This is a genomic window from Spirosoma arcticum, assembly GCF_054779955.1.
The window spans coordinates 165755-189109 of the sequence record NZ_BAAGXG010000005.1; the positions used below are offsets into that span (position 1 = coordinate 165755).

Sequence of the window (23355 nt, forward strand, 5' to 3'; positions counted from 1 at the left end):
CCAACCTGCTCCCCCGCCTTTATCGAACCAGGGTCAGGAAGCGCGTAAAATCCCGACCGTCGCTAAGACGTACCTGGTAGTAATAGGTTCCATCGGGCAGGCTCTGGTTCGACCCGCCTGCACTGATACCCTGGTTGGCGGTTCCGTCCCAGTCGTTTCTATAGTCACTATTCTCATAGACGACGTGCCCCCACCGGTTGTAAATTTCGAGTCGAATTGTAAGCCCAGCCGGTACGCGCTGAATCACAAACCGGTCGTTGATACCATCGTTATTGGGTGAAAATCCCTCCGGAATAAAAACCGCTTCGTCGCCGTCCGGTTGCAGCGACTGTAGTGTTACGCGGGTCGGTTCATTATTATCGGTGGGAGTTCCGTTCTTGTCCGGGTCAGCACTGCTTCCTTCGGCAGAGCGGTCACGCTGTCGTGCTCCGGTCACGTCGAGGGCCTCAACGGCAGCCCGATTCTGAAACGTTAGGGTAGTGGCCCGGCTAACATCTAAGCGAACCGTTAGCCAAATGTTGCCGCGCCTGGCAACGGCTAACTTACCGTCCGAAACAAGCATTGTATCGGCCCCACGCCCCGTGTAGGCCGGATTGAGCACCAGACCGCTGTCGGCCCGAACACTCACGGACTGCACCTGTGCACCAACCGCCGAGAAAGCCACGTCCAGATTATCGGACACCTGCACGTTCGTCAGTACGCTCTCTCCCATATTCTCAACCCCTACCTGGTAGGTCAACTCAATCAGGCGGCTGCTGCCCTGAGTTACCCAAACAGGAGCGCTCACCTGTTTGCTGAGGCCAATGACCTCGCGCAGCCTGACCGGAGCCGCTACTACAATCCGGGATGTCGCACCCACGCAGGGTCCAGCCCCGTCGGGGTCGGGCGTAGTGAGCGAGAACGTAGCTGCCCCCCGCTGCCGGTCCCCTTCCGACAAGAGGTAACGGACGTTCAGACCCGAAGCGGTAAACAGGCCATCGCCACTGCTCCGCCAGTTGGCTTCCGTGGCAAACCCGCTCAGTTTCCCTCGCAGTTGCACGACACCCGTTGCCCAGTTCAGGGTATCGAGTTGGGCAACCAGCGCAGCCGGATTGCTCAGGCAGACGGGAATGGCGTTCGCGCACGGGCTGATGGTTACCGCTACCGTCACGGGTTCGGTATAGCACCCGTCAGCACTACGCCCAAAAATGTAATACGTACCGGCAGTGACGGCTCCCGGTGACTGCACGGTAGGCCCATCGGGCCGTGATTCCGTTCGGAACACATAGTGATAACCGGGTGCGGGCGCGGATTCATCTTCAGCAATGGTTTTCGATAAATCAGCGGTTTGAAACGGACACCCGTTGGCCAGCGTGGTTGCTAATGGCTGTAATTGCGCGGCTGACCGAACAGTCACCAATATCGTTTCTGAACTGTCGCTGCGGCACGAGCCGATTTGACAAATAGCGCGGTACGTCGTCGTGTAGTGGGGCAACGCCGTTCGGACCAGGCCACTTTCTCCGTCTGACCAGCGAACCGTACCCATACAACCGGAGGCTGTGAGCCGAACGGTCTGACCGGCGCATAACTCGTTTTTATCAATGGAAACAAGGGGTATGGCAGGCGTCGCAATTTGAACCAGCGCGGTTGCCGATGGGTCGCTGATGCACGAGTTTTGTTCGCAGGTTGCCTGGTACGCGGTCGTTTGCTGGGGCCGGTCGGTCCAGAATGAATTCGTACTTGACAGGGCTTTGCCCGGAACCAACCAGCGAACAGTTCCGGGGCAGTTAGCGACGGTTAGTGTTACGGCATCGCCTGCGCACACGAGCGCCGTGGAAGGAGTTACCGTTGGAACCGCCGGTGTGTTGACGATTACTTTCCAGCCATCGGCGAAACAACTGATACAGCCCTGGCGGGCGCGGCAAATGGCCGTGTACGTAGTATTCTGCTGAGGCTGAGCCAGAATTCGGTTGCCTGTTTCGCCGGTAGACCAAACAACCGTACCCGCGCAACCCGTGGCGGTTAGCGCCACTGTTTCAGACCGGCAGATCGTGCCTGCCGACCCCACAATGACGGGCGGCTTCGGATGTTGGCATGAATCGGATGGCGGCTGAACACCGGCCAGAACCCGCATTGTTGTCAACAGCCCCACCAAGAGCCAGCCATTCATCCAGGCAAACTTCTTCAGTAATCTTTTTTCCATGAGCTCGTACCAACCGTAACGAATGCGACCAATATCATGCCAAGCCATCTTTTGAGTGAATCGGCCCGATTGTTGGGAACAAGCTGTCTGGTTTAACTTCCATATTACAGTCGGCAACCCAGTGACCCGTTCGTTCAGATACCCGTAGAAAGCAGTCCGACTTTGCGACATAAATCATGCCAGTGTAACACCCACGTTCCTGTCTGCTTTTGTCTGTTATGACAACAGAATTCAAGATATGTCACTTCTTAACGTAGATTATTTAACAAAAGAAAGCATTCGCAACAGCAGGTAGAATATGGTATATCCAACGGGCATCATTTTTAATTAATGCGGCTTAATCTGAATAGTTGGTTCACACTATCAGGCAGTTCTCGTTGGTTGTGAGTCACAAAAAGCAGGCTTTTTTCAAGTAGCGTGTCAAGCAGTTGCCGGGCCAACTGAATATGGTGGGAATCAAATGTCTGAAACGGCTCGTCCAGCAGCAGCACTGGTGGATTTTTGATCAATGCCCGAATCAACAGCATCAGTCTCTGTTCGCCAGTCGACAGTGTCCCGAAGGAGCGGCTTAGTAAAGCGGTCACCCCAAAATACAGCGTCAGTGCATTTAAATCGATTTCCGTTACGAGAGAAATCGCTACGGGTACAGTGAGCGTGTCGGTCAGACCCGTGAGAATTACTTGCCGGGCGGTGAGATGCTGCGGGAAGTACAGATGTAGTTCGGGTGAGACAAACCCAATCCGGCGTTTCACGGTCCAGATGCTCTCCCCTGATTTTCCGCGCCGGTGGCCAAACACACGAACGTCGTTGGCGTAAGCCTGCGGATGGTCGCCGTACAGCAAACTTAGCAACACCGACTTGCCAACTCCGTTTGGTCCGAGCAGTGCCCATTTCTCGCCTGCTCGAACGATCCAGGTTAACCCGCTCAAAAGTAACCGTTCACCGTAGCGAACAGTCACGTTGTTTAGCTGAAAAACGTCCGTAGCCTCCAGCGGTTCTGCTGGCGTTTGCAGCGTAGGTATTGGTGGGCTACTGTGGATGTTTGCCGGGGCTTTGTAGAATTGCTTCGCGCCTGCCCAAGGAACTCCTCCAAGGCTCAGAACGTGCGTTACGAAGACGGGTATGTCGTCAGATTTGGTTACCAGAACAAGCGTTGTATCCCGCCTGATTAGTGTGCTTAGCCAAATGGTCAGATCGGCACAGGAAGCAGCATCAAGGCCAACGAATGGATTATCGAGCAGTAACAGAGCAGGCCGTTGCAGTAACGCTTTGGCAATTCGGGCTTTACGCGTTTGCCCATTGGATAATTTCAGAAACGACAAATCGAGTACTGGCACCAGACCAAGCTGCTCAATTAGGCTCTCATCCGCCAGCAGTCCTGCGTAATTCAGGTAGGTACGCAGTGACGGGCCAGCATCACTTATGGTGGCCTGGTAGCGTTGCTGATAGAAATAGTGCCCATACGAAAACTGACGCGATTCCTCCCTGAATGAGACAAAAGTGGCGGCTGAATGCCGCACCAGCGCACCTGCCGACAGGGACACCTGACCGGCCAGCACCTGTAGCAGTGATGTTTTGCCGCTACCCATCGGTCCGACTACCGCCCAGCACTCATTCGACCGAATCTGAACCGATACGTTATCCAGAATTCGTTGCCCATTTCGCCTGACAGTTGCATCGTTCAGGTCGACCAGAACCTCTCTTTCAGCCATAAAAAACCGGGTCACTACCTTCGTATAAAGGTAATGACCCGGTTCTCGTTATCAGCTACTCCCAACCTACTTTCCTGGAGGAGTCGTAGTGGTCGATGTCGAAGATGAGCGCGATGGCTTACTCTTCGTACGGCGCGTTTTGTTATCAGTCGATCCGCTGTTGGTCCGGTCCGTTGTATTCATCGAATCCGATGTACCAGTCGTAGTCGTGGTACCACTGTTCATTGTACCCGTACCTGTCGAGTAAGATCCGGTTGTTCCCGTACCCGTCGTGCCAGTGGTACCCGTAGTCCCTGAACCCGTTGTACCCACAGTTCCTGTTCCGGTGGTACCAGTCGTACCCATCGTTCCTGAACCCGTCGTGCCGGTGTTACCCGTTGTGCCCATCGTTCCCGTACCCGTTGTACCGGTACCGGTCGTGCCAGTGGTCGGCGGTTGAGTGCCGGTGGCTGGCGGTTGAGTCTGATAAGTACCAGTCGACGTGCCTGTGTTCGTACCATTGTTCATGGTGCCAGTCGAGCTTGGGTTGGTTGTGCCCGTTGTCGTCGATCCAGTTGAGCCTGAACCCGTCGTTGTACCAGTTGAACCTGAACCCGTTGTTGAGTTCGTTGTTTGTGCATTTGCACTTAGGCCCATGCCAGCTACCAGCATCCAGCCCATCATAATCACTTTTTTCATGGTTGAGTCGTTTGTTATCAATTACTTGACATTCTACTCTATAACACTACTTCCACAAAATTGTTATCTTTTGCTTGTCCGATTGATGCAAAAACTGCCTTTACGGACGCACAAGCCCAAAAAAAAACAGACAACCACTTGGTGTAGCTGTCTGTTTTTATTAATCAAAGTTAATCTACAGATTGGTCTTCTTCATTTCCTTCACGGCAAAATCGGCCGCACGGGCAGTCAGGGCCATGTAGGTCAGCGACGGGTTCACGCAAGAGGCTGAAGTCATGCAGGCCCCGTCGGTATTGAACACGTTCTTGACGGAATGAAGTTGGTTATGTGCGTTCAGAACCGACGTTTTAGGGTCGCGTCCCATACGGGCGGTACCCATTTCGTGAATACCGATGCCCGGGTTCTTGGACTCATCGTTGTACGGTGTCACATTTTTCAGACCGGCCGCTTCAAGCATTTCAGCCGCGTCGTTCATCATGTCCTTGCGCATTTTCTTCTCATTCTCGCCGTAAGCCGCGTCAAACAGTATTACAGGCAACCCCCACTTGTCTTTCTGGTCAGACAGGGTCATGCGGTTATTCGGATCGGCAATCATCTCGCCAAACCCGCCCAAACTCATTGTCCAGGGGCCGGGGGTGGTCAGGCTCTCTTTGAAATCGGCTCCAAAACCGTCCATGCCGTTACCCCGGTTCCAGCCTCCGCGCCCCGCGCCACCCTGGTAGCCAAAGCCCCGGACGTAATCGCGCTTGTCGCCCGCCCAGTTCCGGTAGCGTGGCACATAGACACCGTTGGCCCGCCGACCGTAGTAGTACTGATCTTCCATACCGTCGAACGTGCCGGAAGCTCCCACGGCGAGGTGGTGGTCCATAATGTTACGACCAAGCTGATCCGAGTCGTTACCCATCCCGTTCGGGAAACGGCTCGACTTGGAATTCATCAAAATGGACGTGCTGGCGAAGGCCGACGCATTCAGGAAAATGATGCGGGCGTAATATTCGCGAACCTGCTTTGTATTTTGGTCGATGATCCGTACGCCGGTCGCTCTGCTCTTCGTCGCGTCATACAATACTTCCGACACAATTGAGTCGGGGCGGAGCGTCAGACGGCCGGTTTTTACGGCTGCGGGTAAGGTGGCCGATTGAGTGCTGAAATAAGCACCATACGGGCAACCCCGCATACACTGATTCCGGAATTGACAGGCGGCCCGGCCGAGGTCATAATGCTGCTGCTTAGGCGCGGTTAAGTGAGCCGTACGGCCCATCGTTACTTTGCGGCCACCAAACGACTTTTCAATACGGGCCTTCACTTCCTTCTCCACGCAATTCATCTGCATGGCTGGCTGGAAGTTTCCATCGGGCAATACGTCTAATCCGTCTTTGCTACCCGATACGCCCACAAACCCTTCGACGTAAGTGTACCAGGGGGCGAGGTCTTCGTAGCGAACCGGCCAGTCGACGCCAATACCTTCTTTGCCGTTTGCCATGAAGTCTTCTTTATTCCAGCGGTAGCTTTGCCGTCCCCACATCAGCGACCGGCCACCCACGTGATACCCACGGATCCAGTCTACCTTCCGGTTTGGTTTTTCGAGGTACGGGTTTTCTTTATCGTTCTCAAAGTGGTGCCGCCACTCTTCGTTAGCGGTGTAACCGGTGCGCATGTTAGCCCAGTATTCCTCAGCCGCCAGCGTGGTGATTCGACCCCGGTGCGGAAATTCCCACGGGTTTTTGGTAGCCGTTTCATAGCCTTCAATGTGCTTGATATCGCGACCACGCTCCAGCATCAGCACTTTCAGGCCTTTTTGCGTCAGCTCTTTAGCTGCCCAGCCACCCGATATACCCGACCCTACGACGATTGCGTCGTACGTCATTTCTTTTTTAGCGTCTATATTGAGATTCATGATTGTAGTCTTAAGAGTCATAAAGTCATAAGTCGTAAGTAATCGTTCGCGTCAGCTACTTACCGACTTACAACTAATTTAAATAGCCCACGCCTTTTGACCGGGTTTGAGCGGAACACAACCGTCGTAGCGACCCGGAACGGCTACGTATTCAAGTGCCTGCGTACAACCGATTTCGGAGGTGAAGTAGCCCGTCAGGGTCAGGTCTTTCAGGATTGTGAAGAAGGGTGAATTGCGATCTCCCCCCCGGCCCCGGTTTCTGGGCATTTGCGCGTCGGGCTGAGCACCGGCGGTCTGCATACTGGCCTGTTGGGCTTTCTGCTGTTTAGCGTCGGCTTCGAGCTTCTTCACGATGTCGATTCGTTGAGTGGCGTCGAGTTGGGCAAATGCTTTTCCGTACGCATCCTGACTTAGTTTATTGGTTTGCGCCAACCCTTCGAGGAATCGTTTTTGATCGGCTTCTTTGTAGCAGTCTTTCAAAATAACGTCGATGATTTCGTTCACCTTAGCGGCTTTTGCACCGGGCGTGCTGGTTGTGGGAATAATGGTATCGGCCAGTTCAGCAACCGTTGCGTCCTGGTCGGCCGTAAAGAAGACCGGCTTACCAGTCAGGGTACGCCGGGCCGCCGACGCTTCCAAGGTATCTGCCAGCGCGGGCAGCGTCAATGTGGCACCAGTTAACGCGGCTACCCGCATAAGGGCGTCTCTTCTGTTCATGAGCGTAGAGCGAGTTATAATTTCAGTTAGAACGATGCAAAAGAATACAAATATATAACATTCAATGACTGAATTGTCTGTTTCTGAGATGCAGATCTGCGATATAACCCGGAAATACGCGAAAGAGTTATGAGCGAAAAATGGGCTGCTCCTTATAAACAGGAGCAGCCCATTTTTCGCTCATAGGTGCGCGTTGCGGGTTAGCTTGCCTACAGAAGCGCATCATAAATAAAATCATTTATTTTACGGCTGTCTTCAACGTAACGAAGTACACTCGGTTTCGGTCGATTGTGTTGGAAGCGGGGAGCAATTTGGCCGTGTACGTACCGACGCCGACAACGCCAAAATCATCGTCGTTGGCAACTGCCAGCAACGTTGGGCTGATAAGGGCTAAACCTTCTGCTTTATCATGCGGATAGACCGGCGACGTTTCCAATGCCAGATCCAACACCAGCGTCTTGCTGACAGGTGTAACACCATTGGTCTGCAACACAGCCGCTGTTTTCAGTTCTTCCACCGTTTTGCCGCCGTATAGTTTGCCATTAGCACTGTTAGCTAAGTCCGAAATATCGGTCGCACCCGTCAGGTCAATTTTGTAAACGCGCTTGAAGAGCGTATTTTTATTGGCATCGGTGCCGTATTCACCGTCGCGTTCGAGCACCAGGAAGGTTGTGTTGGTGATGGCCGTAATTTCACTGTTAGCTTGTAGGTTAGCCCGCTCAATAAGGTACACGAACTGCTTATTGGCTCCGGTAGCAATATCGAACGTCAAAATCCGCGTAACCAACGAGCCAGATACTGCTGCCGCTGATGGGTTGTAGAGCGGAAACTGCATGATACCAACCAGCATTTTCCCATCGGGTGTGATCGTTAGTCCTTCCATACCCCGGTTGGCCCGCCGGGTGGCAAAAACCAGCGGTATGGTGCGCCCGCCCGTGCCACTGCCGAACGGATTGATGCGCTCGATGGTCCGGCCGCTGGCATCGAAATGAACCAGGTGCGGTCCATATTCGTCACTGACCCAAAACGTACCGTCCGGTGCAACGGCCAGCCCTTCGGAATCAAGCCCATCGACACTCGGCGCGATGGTGTTGCCATTCAGATCAAGCGCCAGTTCCCCGGTGCTGCCCTGGTTAGCCGGGTTGGGCAGACCATTAAGTTTACCACCTGCACTGTTTTTCAGTTCGATGATCGCTTCCAGCATCATCTGCCCGTTCTTGACCCGAAACTTACCAATCTGCGGGGCAAAGTCGGGTTTGGCAAACACTTTCGAGTTAGCGATAGTGCCGTCAATGTTCGGCCCTCGGTCAGTAAGCATGTAAAAGGCACCGGGGTCGTTGGGGTCGGCGGCAATAGCCGAACCGAACCCACCGTTGGACACCAAGACCCCGTTAACCGTCGTCAGGATAGCGGGCAGAAAGGTGCCGGGATTGGTAGCATCAACAACGGCAGGCAAACCCGGTGTAGAAATTAGCTGGTGATCTTGGCAGGCAGTCGTCAATAGCGCAATGGCCGTGACGACGAACACGGGTCGTGAAAGGGATACGTACTTCATGATTGATTCTCTTCTCAGAATGTAGTATAGGAGAATCTGCAAAATTCGGGTCGGTCTGTTACGCCAGCGTTACCCTAACAGCATGAGTTATGAAGGGATTGTTAACGTTTCGGAGTGTACTGGTTCGCTCGTTCGTTCCGTTCAGCTTTTGCCACAATGTCGGCAATGCGTTTAGCGCGGGTGGCGGGCATCTTAGCGTTGAGCAGCCACTCCAGAACACCGCGCTTCGCCGAACGGGGAAAATTGTCGAAATACCCTTTCGCGGTCGGATTAGCGTCTAACGATTCTTGCAAATCAGGCGGACTGATCAAGTTGTTAACCTCATCTAAAGCTGTCCATGTGCCGGTTCGTTTGGCCAGATCAATCATCGCCTGTCCCGCGTCAGTTATCAGACCGGCTTTCGTTAATTTTTCGACCTTGTCCTTATTAACCCGGCTCCAATTGCTTTTGGGGTTTCGTTTGGTAAAATACTGCAAGTAGTACTGATCGTCGCCTTTTTTAGCTGAACTGTCGATCCACCCGAAGCAGAGCGCTTCGTCCACAGCTTCTGCATACGTCACACTACCTGTATCACCATCTTTTCTGTAAATTTTGAGCCAAACGCTTTTTTCCGTCGCGTGATTATCGGCGAGCCAATGCCGCCAGTCGGCGCGGGTTGGCGCGTGGATGGCCTCAATGGGCGTTGCTGGTGGCATTAGGCAATGATTTTATCCACTCACGAACGAGCGCAACCCCTTCTTTGTGCGTGACTTTACGGGACACTTCGGGCATCATCACGCCGGGATCGGTCGATTCCATACGATACAGCAGAATCGACTCATCGGGACGACCCGGTACAATGTCGTACCCCCGACCACCCGACCCGCGCCCGGCGGCCACGGGTGTTTTCATAATGCCCCAGGCGGTTGGGTTATGCTCGTGGATACTTAGATTCAGTCCTGACGTGCTGGCGGGACCATCGGGGCGGTGACAGTGGGCGCAGTTAATGTCGAGCCAGATGCGGGCGCGGTCATCCAGACTGCCCGTTTGGGGATCGTTCCAGACGGGCGCACGGGGCACATCGGTCAGCGTAGGCATATCCGTCAGCCAGCCTGCCTTCTGCCAGTGAATAAGCTGATTCTCAGCACCGCCCGAATAGGCTAAATCACCGTTAAGTTGCCGGGCCGAGGGACCAATAGGCATCAGCACTTCGGCCCGATTGTGGCAGCTTTTGCACTGATTCAGGTTCGGAATTATGTATTCCTGCTGGCGACTACGGCCGTCAGCGTCAACGTACGTAACGGGTTTGCGGTCGCCCGCTACTTCAAGTACGGCCTCGGTCTGCTCGTCGTTCCACACATACTCGAAGGCTTTCCAGCCCGCCGTTTCATGAATGAGCAGCCTCGTTTCCATCAGGCGTCGGCCTTTACTGGCATCGCGGAAGTCGTTCGGGAAATAAAACGTTTTGATGAGCGTAGTACCGACCGGAAAATTTAGTACTTCCGTCGCGTTGTATGGCACTGTCTGGCCAGCGGGTAGCTTGACAAACCGGAGTTTTTCGGCGTAATCCGAGAACAGCGGTGTATTGAGTCGGTAGGGCACAACGCCTTCAGCGGGCATTTGGTCGGCTAATTTTCCCGCGAAAAATCCGTATTCCGACAACGTCTGCCGGGCAGCCACGCGCGTTGTTTCTTCCGGCCGGAAGGCCAGCAGAAGCAGACAAAATAAGCCCGAAAACAAGATAAAGCTGAGTGTTCTCACCGTGTTAAGTTCAACCCCACGGCATTGAGCGCGGGAAGTTCGCAGGTATGCGGGGCCGGGTCGCGCGAAACGTTTTTGAAATTGTTACCGGCGTCTATATTCGCGAAGCGGGCATTTTTATTGTTGCGCAAACACAGGATTGGAGCGCGGCCGACGGCCTTGCCATCCACAATACCATCCCAGATGATGTCGGGAACGTCTTTGCCAAAGCGTAGTTTGAACTGAAACATCTGACCCATGCGGCCTTTGTGGGTTGGATGCACCGCCTGACGCTGGTACTCATTGTCGTGAATGCTGATATTAGCCGGATACGGGTTATAGAGACTATCCTTGATGGCTTCTTCGGTTACGTGATAGCTGATAATCCCTGTCCCAAATGATTTATTATTAATAATCCGGTTCTTAAATAGTTCGATATTACTCGTCGCCAGAATCAGCACCCCCGTACCGGCGGGCACTTTCGCCACAATGTTTCCCTTGGGCGCGAAATTTTCGAGGTTGTTGTCGTGGATGTGATTGTCATACACCCGCACGTTACCGCCCTTTTTCTGGATGAGATCGGGCAGGTCGAACACCAGAATACCGCCTGTATTCTGATAGGCTTCGTTTTGGTACACGTCGGCCCCGATGGAGTTTTCAATTTCGATGCCCGCTACGTTATGATACGCCACGCAGTTGCGCACGACAATGTTCCGCGACTGCCCCACGTATATGCCCGCGTCCGACGCGCCAATAGCCGTGCATTTCTCGATCAGCACATTGTCGCACTGTACTGGGTACAACCCGTAGGAGCCGTTGTTTTCCGATAGGTTGCCCGTCCACTCGGTGCGTACGTTGCGGAAGGTGATGCCGCGCACATTCATGGTCTTTATACCATCGCCCTTGGTATCCTGAATAGTCAGGTTTTCAACGACAATGTTCTTCCCGTTCGTGATGCGTAACCCCTCGGCTCCTTCGGTCTGCCCTTTGAACGACAGCACCGTTTTGCCCTCGCCCACTCCCCGGATGGTAATGTTGTTCTTGTCCTGCAACGACAGACTACCCGTGAGCACAAACGTACCGGCGGGCAATTCGATGACTGCCCCATCGTCGGCCATAATCAGGTCGGTCTGGATTTTCTTTTGCACGTTGGGCTGTGCAACGGCGACCAACACGCCAAAGAGGCACAGAAATGTAAAAGCGATGAAGCGGGTCAAGGTAGTCATAACAAAGCGCCGTTTTAGAATTGGCCAGACGAAGTGGTCTTTACAAAGTTAAACGTTGCATTGGTTAATTCATACTAACTCAGGGACAAGAAGTTGAGCGAGCGGTAGAGTGATACAGACAGCGGTCAAGCGGTTTTCAGAATGAACTCCGGGCTGATGTCTGACCGTTCGTGGAGCTTCTTAGCTAAATCAATCGTAATGCGCCGTTTGCCGGTTATCACCTCAGAGAAACGAGCCATGGATACATCCAGAAATTGAGCCATTTCTTTCTGCTTCATGTTTCTTTCCGCCATCTTGATATGAATCATACCGGGTAGTGTTTCCGGTACGCGGATAGGCATGAGCGGAATGCTATTTTCGAAAGCTTCAACTGATATAGCCAGTTTAGAGAATTGTGCTTCACGCTGGGCACCTCCTTCAAATCCTGCCGCGATCAGCTTATCAAGATCACTTAGCGCTGCTCTATGCTCGTCCCAATTAGTTATTTTCATTCGTCTTTGAGGTGAAGGCACAATGACCTAAACTCCCCTACAACCCACAAGCGCAACGCTCTAATTTGTATTAAGTGATTAGGTTGTAGCCCCGTCGCTGTGTCCTCATAGCGATGGGGGCTACAACCTAATTAACCAGTGTCTATAATCCACTACACGAACTGCGCGCCCTGCTCTTTAGCGTCGGCAACGAAGGCTTTGACTTTTTGCTCGTCTTCTTTACGGCAGATCATTAGTACGTTATCATATTCGGCCACAATGAACCCGTCTAAGCCGTTGATCGCTACGAGCCGGTTTTTGGGCGTTTTAATGATGCAGTTCTTTGTGTCGTAGAGCATGACGTGCCCGTCCACCACGTTCTGGTCGGCGTTTTTATCCGATGCTTCGTACAGCGATTTCCACGTGCCGAGGTCTGACCACCCAAAATCGCTCAGCACGACATACACGTTATGGGCTTTCTCCATGATGCCATTGTCGATGGAGATGCTTCCGGTGAGCGAATACGCTTTGTCGATGAACGCCTTCTCGCGGTCGGTGTAATAAGCGTCACTCCCTTCGGCAAAAATTTCAGCTACTTCGGGCAGGTGGGTTTCAAAGGCTTTGCTAATGGCCCGCACGTTCCAGACGAAGATTCCCGCGTTCCAAACGAATTCGCCACTGTCGATGAACTGCCGGGCCAAGTCAAGGTTAGGCTTTTCCATGAAGCACTTCACTTTGCGAACCTCCGAGCCGTTTTCTTCATCAGTCGCATCCGAAACGTACTGAATGTAGCCGTAACCTGTGTCGGGACGGCTGGGCTGAATACCCAGCGTAACCAGAACATCCTGTTCCTGAGTGGCATCGAGCGCCGTGCGGATGGTTCGTTTAAACTCCTCTTCTTTTAAAATAATGTGATCGGCAGGAGCCACGACGATATTGGCCTCAGGATCGCGCTGGGCAATTTTATAGCAGGCGTAAGCAATGCAGGGGGCCGTATTGCGGGCAATGGGTTCGCACAGTACCTGGTCGTCGGCAAGTTGGGGCAACTGCTGCTGGCAGAGGTCTTTATACAGCGTACTGGTGACAATAAATATGTTTTCCGACGGGCAAACGCCCTCGAAGCGGTCGGCGGTTTGTTGGAGCAGCGTCCGACCGGTGCCGAGCACATCGTGGAACTGTTTGGGGTAACTCGTCCGGCTAAAGGGCCAGAACCGCGTTCCGACGCCCCCCGCCATGATAATAACATACGTATGATTCATTGGTACTGAAGGAAGTGATATTGCTGCAAATTTGCTCTTTTCTTACCCATCTGAACCCCAAAAGGTCAGGATTGTTGCGAGCGCAATCTTCACCAGTCTCCGCCCACGGCCCGCAGCAATGCTACGGCAAATTGTGCTTCCTGGGTGCGAAGCTGCACCAACTGCTGTTCATTGGTCAGAATGGTGCGTTGCGCATCCAGTACTTCAAGGTAAGTAGCCAAGCCCCGAACATACAGTTCTCGGTTGTACTGCTCTGTTCGACGGGCCAGCACAATGGTCTGATTTTGCAAACCGATCTGCTCGCGAAGCAGTGCAAGATTATCCAAAGCCGTTTCGGCTTCACGCTGGGCCAGTTGCAGTTGCTGCTGGTAGGTTTGCTGCCCGGTTTGAACCTGTTGCCGCGCTAAGGCAACCAACTCGCGGTTGCGATGGCCTTCGTAGAGCGGCACCGACGCATTGACGCCGACTAAATAGGTGGCACTGCTGGGCGCGAACCACGGCCCAAACCGCCCCGACAACAATCCCCCCGACCCAATCAGGTTTACGCGCGGGCGGGTGGTTGCCTGCTGGACAACGGCCTGCGCATCAACAATCTGAATCTGCCGGGCAAATTGCTGCAAATCGGGCCGACGCCCGAGCAGATCGGTTGTTAGGTTAGCGTACGGAAATGTCGGCGTCGTGGCGGGCAACGTACCGGGCGCCACCGTGAACGCCGTTGGGTCCTGCGCACACAGTTGCGCGAGTCCGTTGACCAGTTCGGTGCGGGCGCGTTGCAGTCCTTTCAGCGTCACGCGCAAACCGGCGAAATCGGTTTCGGCCCGCTGCACGTCGATCTGGTTAATCAGCCCGACCCGGAACCGTTCGCGCAGAATAGACAGCGTGGTGTCACGAGCCAACAGGTTCCGCGCAAAGACGGCCTGTTCCGCGTCGTTACCCCGGATGAGGAAGTACGTACGGGCAATGTCTGACGCTAAGGTGAGTCGAAACGACCGGTAGTCAGCGTCGGAGGCCTGCGCTTGTAAATCAGCTACGGTGATGCCGCCCCGGATGCGCTTGAACAGGTCCAGTTCATACGTTGCATCGACGGGCAGGAATTGAAACGTGCTTAGCTGAAAGCGCGGCAACCGGTCGCTGGCCGTGGGGATAGCAATGGGGCGGTGCTCCGAGAGACTCTGCGTTGTAATCAGGGCCGAACTACGGATGGATGGCTGCAAAAACGACTGCGCGATCCGGACCCGAACGCGGGCTTCTTCCAGCCGACTCAACGCAGCCCGCAAGTTGGGGCTGTTGGCAATGCCCAACTGAATCAGCGATTCGAGCGTTGGGTCGGCAAAACGATTGAACCCACTTACGAATAAATCAGCAGTCGGCAACCCGGCGGCACCAGATGCCGTAGCTGATGACTCCACGCTTGCGTTTGCAGCGGTAGCTGATGGCTGTACTGTTCCGGCACCGGGCTGGAGCGTAACGGCCCCACCGCTTGGCGAGACGGGCGCGGTCTGCGCTTGCGCCCAACCACACACTAAAAACCACAAACCACACACTAAAAACTCCCTCATCGCTTGACTATGGTTTTTGCGGCAACTGCCGGGGCCACGTTTGTTTTCCGAAAGCGCACTTTCTGACCGTCGCGCAGTCGGTCGTTGGGGTTAGTTACGACGCGCTCCTGACCGGTCAGGCCCGTGACGGCTTCGATGGTGGTGCCGTAGTCGCGGCCGAGCGTAATCGGCACAAATCGAATGTGCTGATCCGATTCAACCACCACCACGCGCGGTCCCTGCGGAGTGATTTGTAGGGCATTAGCTGGAATCAAAACCGGCGCGTTCGTTGAAATCATGTCGAATTTCACCTGGCTAAACAGGCCCGACGGCAGTTCCTGCTTTGGATTAGGAATGGAGACTTCGGCCAGCAGCGTCCGCGAATCGCTCCGTAGTGCGCCTGATGTACGAACGACTTTACCGGAAAGCGTCCGTTTCAACTCCGGAACAATAACCGTGGCGGGCATCCCCACTTTAACAGATCGAAAATATGTCTGCGGCACATCGACAAACACCCGCAACGTCCCTAATTCCGAGATCGTAAACAGCGGCTGGCCCGACCCCGGCGAAACTAAGTTACCGTTCTCGGCCGTCCGGCTTGTAATAACGCCACTGAACGGCGCCCGTACCAGTTGAAGATCTTTCAAGGCCTGCAACCGGCCAAGGTTAGCCTTGGCCACCGCCACGCCCGACCGGCGAGTGTCGATGTCCTGCGTGGCTACAGCACCAGGGAGTTTGACGCTCTCCAACCGGTCGAGGTTGCTTTGGGCGAGTTGCTGGTCGGCTTTGGCGCGGGCAATGTCCTGATCGAGCTCGGGGGCGTCGATGGTAGCTAAAAGCTGCCCCTGTTTCACCTGAGCACCAATATCGACGTACCATCGACGCAGAAAGCCTTGCGTCCGGGCGTAGAGGGGCGTTTGACGATACGGCTGAATTTGTCCCGGTAAAGTCAGACCGGTCGTGTCGGATGCTTGCTTGAGCGGTACGGCGTTGACGATGGGATCACGACTTTTTTCGGCATTGGCCTCCTCTTTCAGTTGGCTGGCATTGCGCATCCGGGGCAATACGCCCGCAAAAACGAACAGCGCGACCAGCAACAGCAGAGGAATGATGATTTTAAGAATTTTCATAGGTATTCACTGGACTATTTTTTCAATTTCTACCACGGCGTCTTTGTTAACCGGACCGTACACATGCGGGAAACGGTCGCCGTTAGCAGCTTCTTCATACCGGAGTTCATGAGTCAGTTTAGCCGGGTCGACGTGCAGAAGCAGTAAGCCCGGCACGTTTCGGTAATACCGACTGAGTACCCCGGCTACCTGGTGTTGCTCCGAAAGGTGAATAAACCCTTCGCTCTCTAAACTATCCGCTGCGTATATCGGTTCACCGTCAAATTTTGCCCAGGTTTCGGCGGGAACGACGTGGTAAATGGTGTCCATGATTAAACGATTTCAGGCTGTTTTCCCGAGTCTGTTTTTCGTGCTAAATAGCTAAAGACCACTGGCACAAACAGCAGCGTCGTGAACGTGGCCAGCAGCAGCCCACCAATAACGGCGCGGCCGAGGGGAGCGTTCTGCTCGCCCCCTTCGCCTAACCCAAGCGACATGGGCAACATCCCGATAATCATGGCGATGGCCGTCATCAGAATGGGCCGCAGCCGCGTCCGGCCCGCTTCCAGAGCCGCTTCGTACGCATTCCCGCCCACAGCAGGCAGGTGATCTTTGGCAAAGCTAATCAACAGAATACTGTTCGCCGTCGCCACCCCGACGCTCATAATCGCTCCCATCAGCGACGGAATACTGAACGTGGTGCCCGTTAGAAACAGCATCCAGACCATACCGCACAAGGCGCCTGGCAGGGCCGTAATAATGATGAACGGATAGCGAAACGACTGGAAATTGACGACCATCAACAGATATACCAGCAGAGCCGCGAACACAATACCCAGTCCTAATCGACTGAATGCGCTTTCCATGCTTTCGACCTGCCCACGAATGGAAATGGCATTACCCGGTTTGAGCCGGTCTTTGTATTCAGCCGCCAACTTGTTTAATTCCTTCGCGACCGAGCCGAGGTCCGTCCGCTCCACGGCGGCATACACGTCGTAGGTTGGCTGGGTGTTTACCCGGTTGATAATAACCGGGGACGAGGTGCGTCGTACGGTAGTGACGTTGCTCAACAACTGGGGCGACACCTGACCCGGCACAATGGGCGTTCGGAGCAGTTTTTCGTAGGAGTCAAGTTTGTAGGGGGGCGTTTGCACGGCAATAATGTAGGGAAATCCCGTGACGGGGTCTGACCAGAAGTTGGGGCGCGTTTGCCCCGAACCGCTGAGCGAGATGTTCATGTTCGTCGCTACCCGCTGCTCGGTCAGGCCGAACTGGCTGGCCCGCTCGCGGTCAACGTCGATGAAGAGTTCGGGCGCGTCGAGGGCCTGGTGCAGGTGAACGTCCACCGCGCCGGGAATACCCGCCACGCGGTCGCGGAGTTCGCGGGCAATGGTCAGGTTGTTAGCCCGGTCGAAGCCTGATATCTGCACGTCGATGGCCGAAGTCAGACCAAAGTTCAGAATCTGGCTAACGATATCGGCGGGCTGAAAAAAGTACGTCACGTCGGGCATCTCTTCGCGCAGCCGCGCCCGTAGTTCGCGCACGTAGTCGTCAGTCGGGCGTGAGCGTTCTTCGGTCAGCGAAATCAGCAGTTCGGCGTCGGCGCTGCCCAGCGAGGAGTTGTCGGAGAAAATAAAGTTGAAGCGTTCGGAAGTCAGGCCAATGTTACTGATAACCGACCCCACTTCGTCTTCCGGAATTACCTCGCGCACCAGTTCAGCGGTCTGGGCCGCCACCTGCTCGGTAGCTTCGAGCCGGGTTCCCACGGGTGCCCGCAGGTGCAGCCGAATCTGCCCCGCATCGACCTTTGGGAAAAAATCGCGCCCAACAAACGGTACGAGTACCCCCGTAAACGCCACCACGACCACAAACACCACAAGCGCGACTTTGCGGTGGTTCAGCACCCATTCTAACGCCCGGATGTACCGCACTTGGAACCGGTCGAATCCACGGTTGAAGCGGGCGTAGAGTGAGTTCCCGCCACCAGCCGTCTGATGATCGGCCTGATTTGAGTGACTTTCATTCCGCAGCATCAGGTCGGCCAGCATCGGCACCAGCGTCCGCGACAGGATATACGAGGCCAGCATGGCAAACACCACCGCCTGCGCCAGCGGACCGAACAGAAACCGGGCGGGACCTTCCAGGAAAAGCACCGACGTAAACACGATGCAGATGGTCAGCGTGGACACCAGCGTGGGGGTGGCAATTTGCTGCGCCCCCTCCAGAATAGCCTGCCGAAGCGGCATACCGAGTTCTTCGTTGCGGTGAATGTTCTCGATGGTTACGGTGGCGTCGTCGACTAAGATGCCGATGGCCAGCGCCAGCCCGCCGAGGGTCATGATGTTGAGCGTTTCGCCAAGCAGATACAACACAATCAGCGATGAGAGAATGGACAGTGGAATCGACACGGCCACAATCAGGGTGGATCGCCAGCTACCCAGAAACAACAGGATCAGGCCCGCCGTGAGCAAGGCGGCAATCAGTCCTTCCACCAGCACCCCCTGGATGGACGCCTTCACGAACACCGACTGGTCGAACAACTCCTGAATACGCAGGCCCGATGGGGCGGCTGCCCGCACCGTTGGCAATATCTGATTCCGAATGCGGTCCACAATCTCTGTAGTCGATGCGTTACCGGTTTTTACCAGACTCATCAGCAAGCCTTTGCTGCCGTCCTGCTTCACAATATTCGTCTGCACGGCGGCACCGTCGTGTACGTTGGCCACGTCGCGCATGTGCACGGTGGTGCCATTGAGTTGCTTAATTGGCAAATCATTTAATACGCTGACCGCGTCGGGTTTGGAGTTGAGCCGGACGTTGTATTCACGGTCGGCCAATCGGATGGCCCCCGTTGGCAGGGTCAGGTTCTGAGCGGCTACGGCGTTGAGCACCTCTTCGGGCGTTACGTTGTAAGTAATGAGTTGCTCCGGTTCCAGGTCGACCATGATTTGCCGCGACTTTCCGCCAAACGGCTGCGACAGCCGGGTGCCGGGCAGCGTCGATATGCTGGGGCGGATGCGCGTGGTGGCATAATCGGTGATCTGGGATTCGCTCAGGCTGTCGGACGAAAGACCCAGTTGCAGCACCGGCACGTCGGTGGCGTTGTAGCGTACAATCAGGGGTGGCTGAGTGCCGGGCGGCATCCGGACCAGAATAGTTTGCGAAATGGCCGACACCTGCGCCAGTGCTTCTTCAATCTTTACCGTCGGCTGGAAATAAATCTTGATGGCTGCCGTGCCGGTATAGGTCTGCGATTCGACCCGCTGAATATCGCCGACGTTGTTGATAATCGAGGTTTCGGAAAAGTTTGTAATCATCCGTTCCATTTCGCTGGACGAGAGACCACTGTAGCCCCACATAACCGTCACGACCGGAATGTTAATGCGCGGAAAAATATCCGTCGGCATCTGCGAAATCGACAGGCCACCCATAATCATAATGAGCAGTGCCATGACGGCAATGGTATATTTTTTTTCTAAAGCCAACCGAACAATCCACATGATAGATCAAACGTAAAAAGCAGTTGCAGGAACTACGGATGGGGTTCTACTCAGACAACTGACGTTAACTGAGTAGAATTAGATAAAATTGGGGAAGTGGCAACAGTTTGTCGCTTGCAAAGCGTACTAAGGGGCAATTTAGCCCCTATCTATTAAAAACACACATCGACAAATTGTCTTATTTAAAGAACTATTTGTCAGGGCTTTATCTGCCAAATTCAGTTAACTTCTGCTTTCCTGTGAAGAATGGGAAAAACAAGGCCAGCGCCAGCAACCAATAACAGCGTCTATTGACCACAAATCATCGTAATTTTGTCCTTCAACAAAATCAGATTCAGCCATGCCGAAGGCACAAATGAATACCGACAAGGGCACAATGCTCATCGAATTTTATGATAAAGACGCTCCGAAAGCGGTCAACAATTTTATTACGTTAGCCAAAAAAGGATTTTACGACGGCGTTAAGTTTCACCGCGTCATTCCAAATTTCATGATTCAGGGGGGCGACCCAACCGGCACTGGCGCGGGTGGTCCGGGCTACACCATCGACTGCGAACTGACGGGCGGCAACCAGTACCACGACCGGGGCGTGTTGTCGATGGCGCACCGGGGCCGTAACACGGGTGGTTCGCAATTTTTCATCTGCCACAGTCGCCAGAACACCGCTCACCTCGACGGTGTGCACACGGTTTTCGGCAAAGTAGTTGACGGGATCGATGTGATCGACCAGATTAAGCAGGGCGATAAAATCAATAACATCACCGTGTTGGAAGAGGAACAGGCGTAACATAGCCTCGGTCAACTTTGCCAAAGTTCTAAACTTTGGCAAAGTTGACCGAGGCTATGTTGTTTAAGCGTAAGCAGGCGTTTTGCGCGAAATAACCCCGCTAATAGCCAGCAGCACCGCGCCGATAGCCCCCGCCCCGGCCGCCACCTGAACTAATCCGTACCCTGCCTGTTCTACGACAATAGCCACGTAGGCCCAAACAAACACCAGGATATACGCCACGCTACGGTAGCGGTTAAACAGCCACGCTCCAACGACTAAACCCACAATCAGGATGGCAATTGCCCACGATGGCTCACTCAGGCCCAGCAGGCTAAATTCTGTTGCTTTCAGGTAAACGGCCACGTTCAGAATCGTGGCAACGGTAAGCCAGCCGAAGTAGATGGAAAACGGAATCCGGGCAAGCCACGTCTCAACCGCCGACGTGGGCGACTCGGGCAGTGTCGCATCCAAGTCAGGCGCAACGACTGGTACGCGGGGCCGCATCAGCAGGCGCTGCTCAATGACGGCTACCGAAAACAACATCACCAAGATTACGATCAGGGCAATGCCAATACGCTCGTTATTGAAAAGCGGACTCCAGATGGCGTTGCAAAGCGTATTCAGTGTAACCCACCACCCCACCGCCCGAAAGCGAGGGTTGGTCCGTTGCGAGGGCAGCGCCTGATAAATGGCAAAGCCCAGCAATCCTAAGAAAATAAGTCCCCAAATGGAAAATGCGTACCCTGCGGGCGTAATCAGCGTGTGGTATTTATCGGAAATCTCCTTATTGGTCATGCCCCCAAAGGCGCCAGCGTTGGAGAGGTAATTCATCACGATCATCGTGACAACGCTGAATATAACCAGGAACTGACGGAGTTTATCGTTTTGCATAAAAAGCGAACGGAATTGGTGTCTCTCAACAACCAACCCCGTTCGTGTTGTGTTTTCTATTCGGTTTCACAATGCTGAAGCGGTGGGCTAATTATAATTCCAGAATCTTGATCTCCGTCCGGCGGTTGCGCTGATGCTCCTCTTCGGTTTTCGCATTCTTGACCACCAACTGTGTTTCGCCATAGCCTTTAGCCACTAACCGATCAGCCACAATACCCTGCGATACAATGTACTCAACGGCAGATTTGGCCCGGTTCTGCGACAGGCGCAGGTTGTACGAATCCGTATCGCGGACGTCGGTGTGCGAACTCAGTTCGAGTTTAAGCGTCGGATTGTCTTTTAATATTACCACGATCTTGTCAAGTTCGGGCGCGGCATCGGCCCTGATGTTGTATTTATTGAGATCGTAATAAATATTTTCCAGCACGAACGTCTTGTTCAGCAGCGACTTATCGAGCAGAATAGGCACGTAGAACGTGGTATCGGTTTGCGACTTGGTCAGGAACACCTGCGGAATACTCTTACCCTGCATCGTAAACGGTTCCCGGCGTGTCAGATACCCCCGGCGTTCGGCCAGAATCGTGTAATCTTTCCCTTCCTGCAACGGATACTTCCCGAACGTACCACCCTCACCTGTTGTCACTTCGGCAATGGGCTGACCGGTCGCATCGTCGAGAATGCGCACCCGTGCCGAGTCGAGCGGCACCACCGGCGACTCGTTTACGGATACCGTCCCGGCGATGAAGTAGCGCACCGTTTTGGGCGCTCCCGGTGGTGGATTTTGCGCAATGGTCGTTGTGTCGCGGGCCGGGCCTTCCTGGAAAAAATAAATGTCGTCGTCGCCTTTGCCACCGCTGCGGTTCGAGGCCAGAAACCCTTTCGTCGGTTCAGTGTAGATCAGGCCGAAATCGTCGGCGGGTGAGTTGACCGGCTGCCCCATATTCTCCACCCGCGTGACGCCACCGGAGCGCGTCGCCACAAACACGTCTAACTTGCCCAAACCTGGGTGTCCGTCGGACGCGAAGTACAGCTTGGCATTGGGTGCTACGTAGGGAAACATCTCATCGCCGGGCGTGTTAATGTCGCGGCCCATGTTGACCGGGCGGCTGAACCGTCCCGACGCGTCGATGCTGGTGCGGTAGAGGTCGATACCTCCGGCTCCCCCAGCCCGGTTCGACGCAAAATACAGCGTCTTGCCATCGGCCGAAAAGGCGGGTGATCCGTCCCAAGCGAGCGAATCACTGATGGGCAACCGTGCAGGCTGACTCCACGCATTGCCGTCGCCCAACCGGCTGATGTATAGGTCAACGTCGACTCCGCCTTTACGTTTGCCATTGTTACCCCGCGCCAAAATCATCATCTTGCCATCTTTCGAGAAAGTCGGGGTGCCTTCATTCACATCGCTTTGCAACACATTGGTGCTGAATGGCTCCGGAGCGGCTGGGCTGGTTGTGCCGGTTTCGTCGGGGTTTTGCGTGAGCTTGGTGCGGTACAGGCCCAGCATGGGCTGACCATTGTTTTTGTAGATCTGTTCTTTGCGCGAAGCCGTAAAAATCAACTCCTCCCCCCGCACAACCGGCGCAAACTCCGCTCCCGTCGAATTAAGGTTACCCATATTGCGAAGGTTGATGAGCGACTTATTCTGGGCGATAATGTCAATGGCCTTTAGCGTTTCGATCTCGCGCCGGGCCTTGTCCAGCACGGGCTTGGCCGTAGTTTTGGGCGCATTCGCTACGTACTGTTGCAACTGCTCCAGTGCCCCGGCGTAATTTCCCTGAGATTTCAGCGCGTAGGCATAGTTGAAACGGGCGTCCGGCTCGGTTGTGTTGGCTTCGATTGCCTTCTGATAGAACGGCACAGCCTCGGCAAACCGGTTCGACAGCCGATACGACTCAGCGGTGTAGTAATTCAAACGAGCAGGGTCGATTGAGCCTTTGGCGGCTTTTTCAAACTGGGGCAGGGCCAGATTATACTCGCCGACATCGTAATGGCGAACCCCTTTTTTGTACGCCTGCATGGCCGAGTTGCAACCTGTCAGGCTGATGATCACGAACAGCGCCAGCAGCAGCGCAGACAACGTATTGGTTTTCATAAAATTAAATGGGCAAAACAGTCATTCTCCACCAATCTAAA

Annotated in this window: 18 protein-coding genes; 1 reads left to right on the top strand and 17 read right to left on the bottom strand. The window is 54.4% G+C overall.

The genetic code is table 11. From position 1 onward, the window contains the following. Window positions 1-19 precede the first annotated feature (19 nt). The 15 genes from ACYVHB_RS12870 to ACYVHB_RS12940 all read right to left on the bottom strand — a co-directional run bounded on the left by ACYVHB_RS12870 (window position 20) and on the right by ACYVHB_RS12940 (window position 19562). Entirely contained in the window at window positions 20-2182 is a 2163-nt protein-coding gene (locus ACYVHB_RS12870; RefSeq protein WP_461052146.1) for a T9SS type B sorting domain-containing protein, read from the bottom strand. Between the two features lie 323 nt (window positions 2183-2505). Further along, the gene (locus ACYVHB_RS12875) at window positions 2506-3894 is read right to left on the bottom strand and encodes an ATP-binding cassette domain-containing protein (RefSeq protein WP_461052147.1); all 1389 of its coding nucleotides are present in this window, start codon (window positions 3892-3894) and stop codon (window positions 2506-2508) included. Between the two features lie 66 nt (window positions 3895-3960). Beyond that, entirely contained in the window at window positions 3961-4572 is a 612-nt protein-coding gene (locus tag ACYVHB_RS12880) for a hypothetical protein (RefSeq protein ID WP_461052148.1), read from the bottom strand. A 175-nt stretch (window positions 4573-4747) separates the two neighbouring features. Next, entirely contained in the window at window positions 4748-6469 is a 1722-nt protein-coding gene (locus ACYVHB_RS12885) for a GMC oxidoreductase (RefSeq protein WP_461052149.1), read from the bottom strand. Between the two features lie 78 nt (window positions 6470-6547). After that, window positions 6548-7186 carry a gluconate 2-dehydrogenase subunit 3 family protein gene (locus ACYVHB_RS12890; RefSeq protein ID WP_461052150.1) on the bottom strand — a complete coding sequence of 213 codons (639 nt, stop codon included), beginning with the start codon at window positions 7184-7186 and terminating at the stop codon, window positions 6548-6550. Window positions 7187-7424: 238 nt separating this feature from the next. Further along, a complete protein-coding gene (locus ACYVHB_RS12895; protein WP_461052151.1) occupies window positions 7425-8741 on the bottom strand; it encodes an esterase-like activity of phytase family protein in 1317 nt (438 codons plus the stop codon). A 101-nt stretch (window positions 8742-8842) separates the two neighbouring features. Then, on the bottom strand, window positions 8843-9436 hold the full coding sequence (locus tag ACYVHB_RS12900) for a YdeI/OmpD-associated family protein (RefSeq protein WP_461052152.1): 594 nt from the start codon (window positions 9434-9436) through the stop codon (window positions 8843-8845). Beyond that, a complete protein-coding gene (locus tag ACYVHB_RS12905; RefSeq protein WP_461052153.1) occupies window positions 9414-10481 on the bottom strand; it encodes an SO2930 family diheme c-type cytochrome in 1068 nt (355 codons plus the stop codon). The genes ACYVHB_RS12900 and ACYVHB_RS12905 overlap by 23 nt, the downstream gene beginning before the upstream one ends. Then, on the bottom strand, window positions 10478-11686 hold the full coding sequence (locus tag ACYVHB_RS12910; protein WP_461052154.1) for a parallel beta-helix domain-containing protein: 1209 nt from the start codon (window positions 11684-11686) through the stop codon (window positions 10478-10480). The genes ACYVHB_RS12905 and ACYVHB_RS12910 overlap by 4 nt, the downstream gene beginning before the upstream one ends. A 125-nt stretch (window positions 11687-11811) precedes the next feature. Then, window positions 11812-12177 carry a helix-turn-helix domain-containing protein gene (locus ACYVHB_RS12915; protein WP_461052155.1) on the bottom strand — a complete coding sequence of 122 codons (366 nt, stop codon included), beginning with the start codon at window positions 12175-12177 and terminating at the stop codon, window positions 11812-11814. Between the two features lie 152 nt (window positions 12178-12329). Continuing rightward, complete coding sequence (locus tag ACYVHB_RS12920) at window positions 12330-13415, bottom strand: mannose-1-phosphate guanylyltransferase (RefSeq protein ID WP_461052156.1); 1086 nt, start codon at window positions 13413-13415, stop codon at window positions 12330-12332. An 89-nt stretch (window positions 13416-13504) separates the two neighbouring features. Next, a complete protein-coding gene (locus ACYVHB_RS12925) occupies window positions 13505-14974 on the bottom strand; it encodes an efflux transporter outer membrane subunit (protein ID WP_461052157.1) in 1470 nt (489 codons plus the stop codon). Then, on the bottom strand, window positions 14971-16083 hold the full coding sequence (locus ACYVHB_RS12930; protein ID WP_461052158.1) for an efflux RND transporter periplasmic adaptor subunit: 1113 nt from the start codon (window positions 16081-16083) through the stop codon (window positions 14971-14973). Before ACYVHB_RS12930 ends, ACYVHB_RS12925 begins: the two co-directional genes overlap by 4 nt. 6 nt (window positions 16084-16089) lie before the next feature. Next, window positions 16090-16392, bottom strand: a complete 303-nt coding sequence (locus ACYVHB_RS12935; RefSeq protein WP_461052159.1) for a DUF952 domain-containing protein — start codon at window positions 16390-16392, stop codon at window positions 16090-16092. A gap of 2 nt (window positions 16393-16394) precedes the next feature. Then, a complete protein-coding gene (locus ACYVHB_RS12940; protein WP_461052160.1) occupies window positions 16395-19562 on the bottom strand; it encodes an efflux RND transporter permease subunit in 3168 nt (1055 codons plus the stop codon). A gap of 340 nt (window positions 19563-19902) precedes the next feature. Here ACYVHB_RS12940 and ACYVHB_RS12945 point away from each other — a divergent pair, with 340 nt between their 5' ends. After that, on the top strand, window positions 19903-20349 hold the full coding sequence (locus ACYVHB_RS12945; protein WP_461052161.1) for a peptidylprolyl isomerase: 447 nt from the start codon (window positions 19903-19905) through the stop codon (window positions 20347-20349). Window positions 20350-20412: 63 nt separating this feature from the next. Here ACYVHB_RS12945 and ACYVHB_RS12950 read toward each other — a convergent pair whose 3' ends face one another. Continuing rightward, complete coding sequence (locus ACYVHB_RS12950) at window positions 20413-21222, bottom strand: tryptophan-rich sensory protein (RefSeq protein WP_461052162.1); 810 nt, start codon at window positions 21220-21222, stop codon at window positions 20413-20415. Window positions 21223-21313: 91 nt separating this feature from the next. Continuing rightward, on the bottom strand, window positions 21314-23314 hold the full coding sequence (locus ACYVHB_RS12955) for an OmpA family protein (RefSeq protein ID WP_461052163.1): 2001 nt from the start codon (window positions 23312-23314) through the stop codon (window positions 21314-21316). Window positions 23315-23355 lie beyond the last annotated feature (41 nt).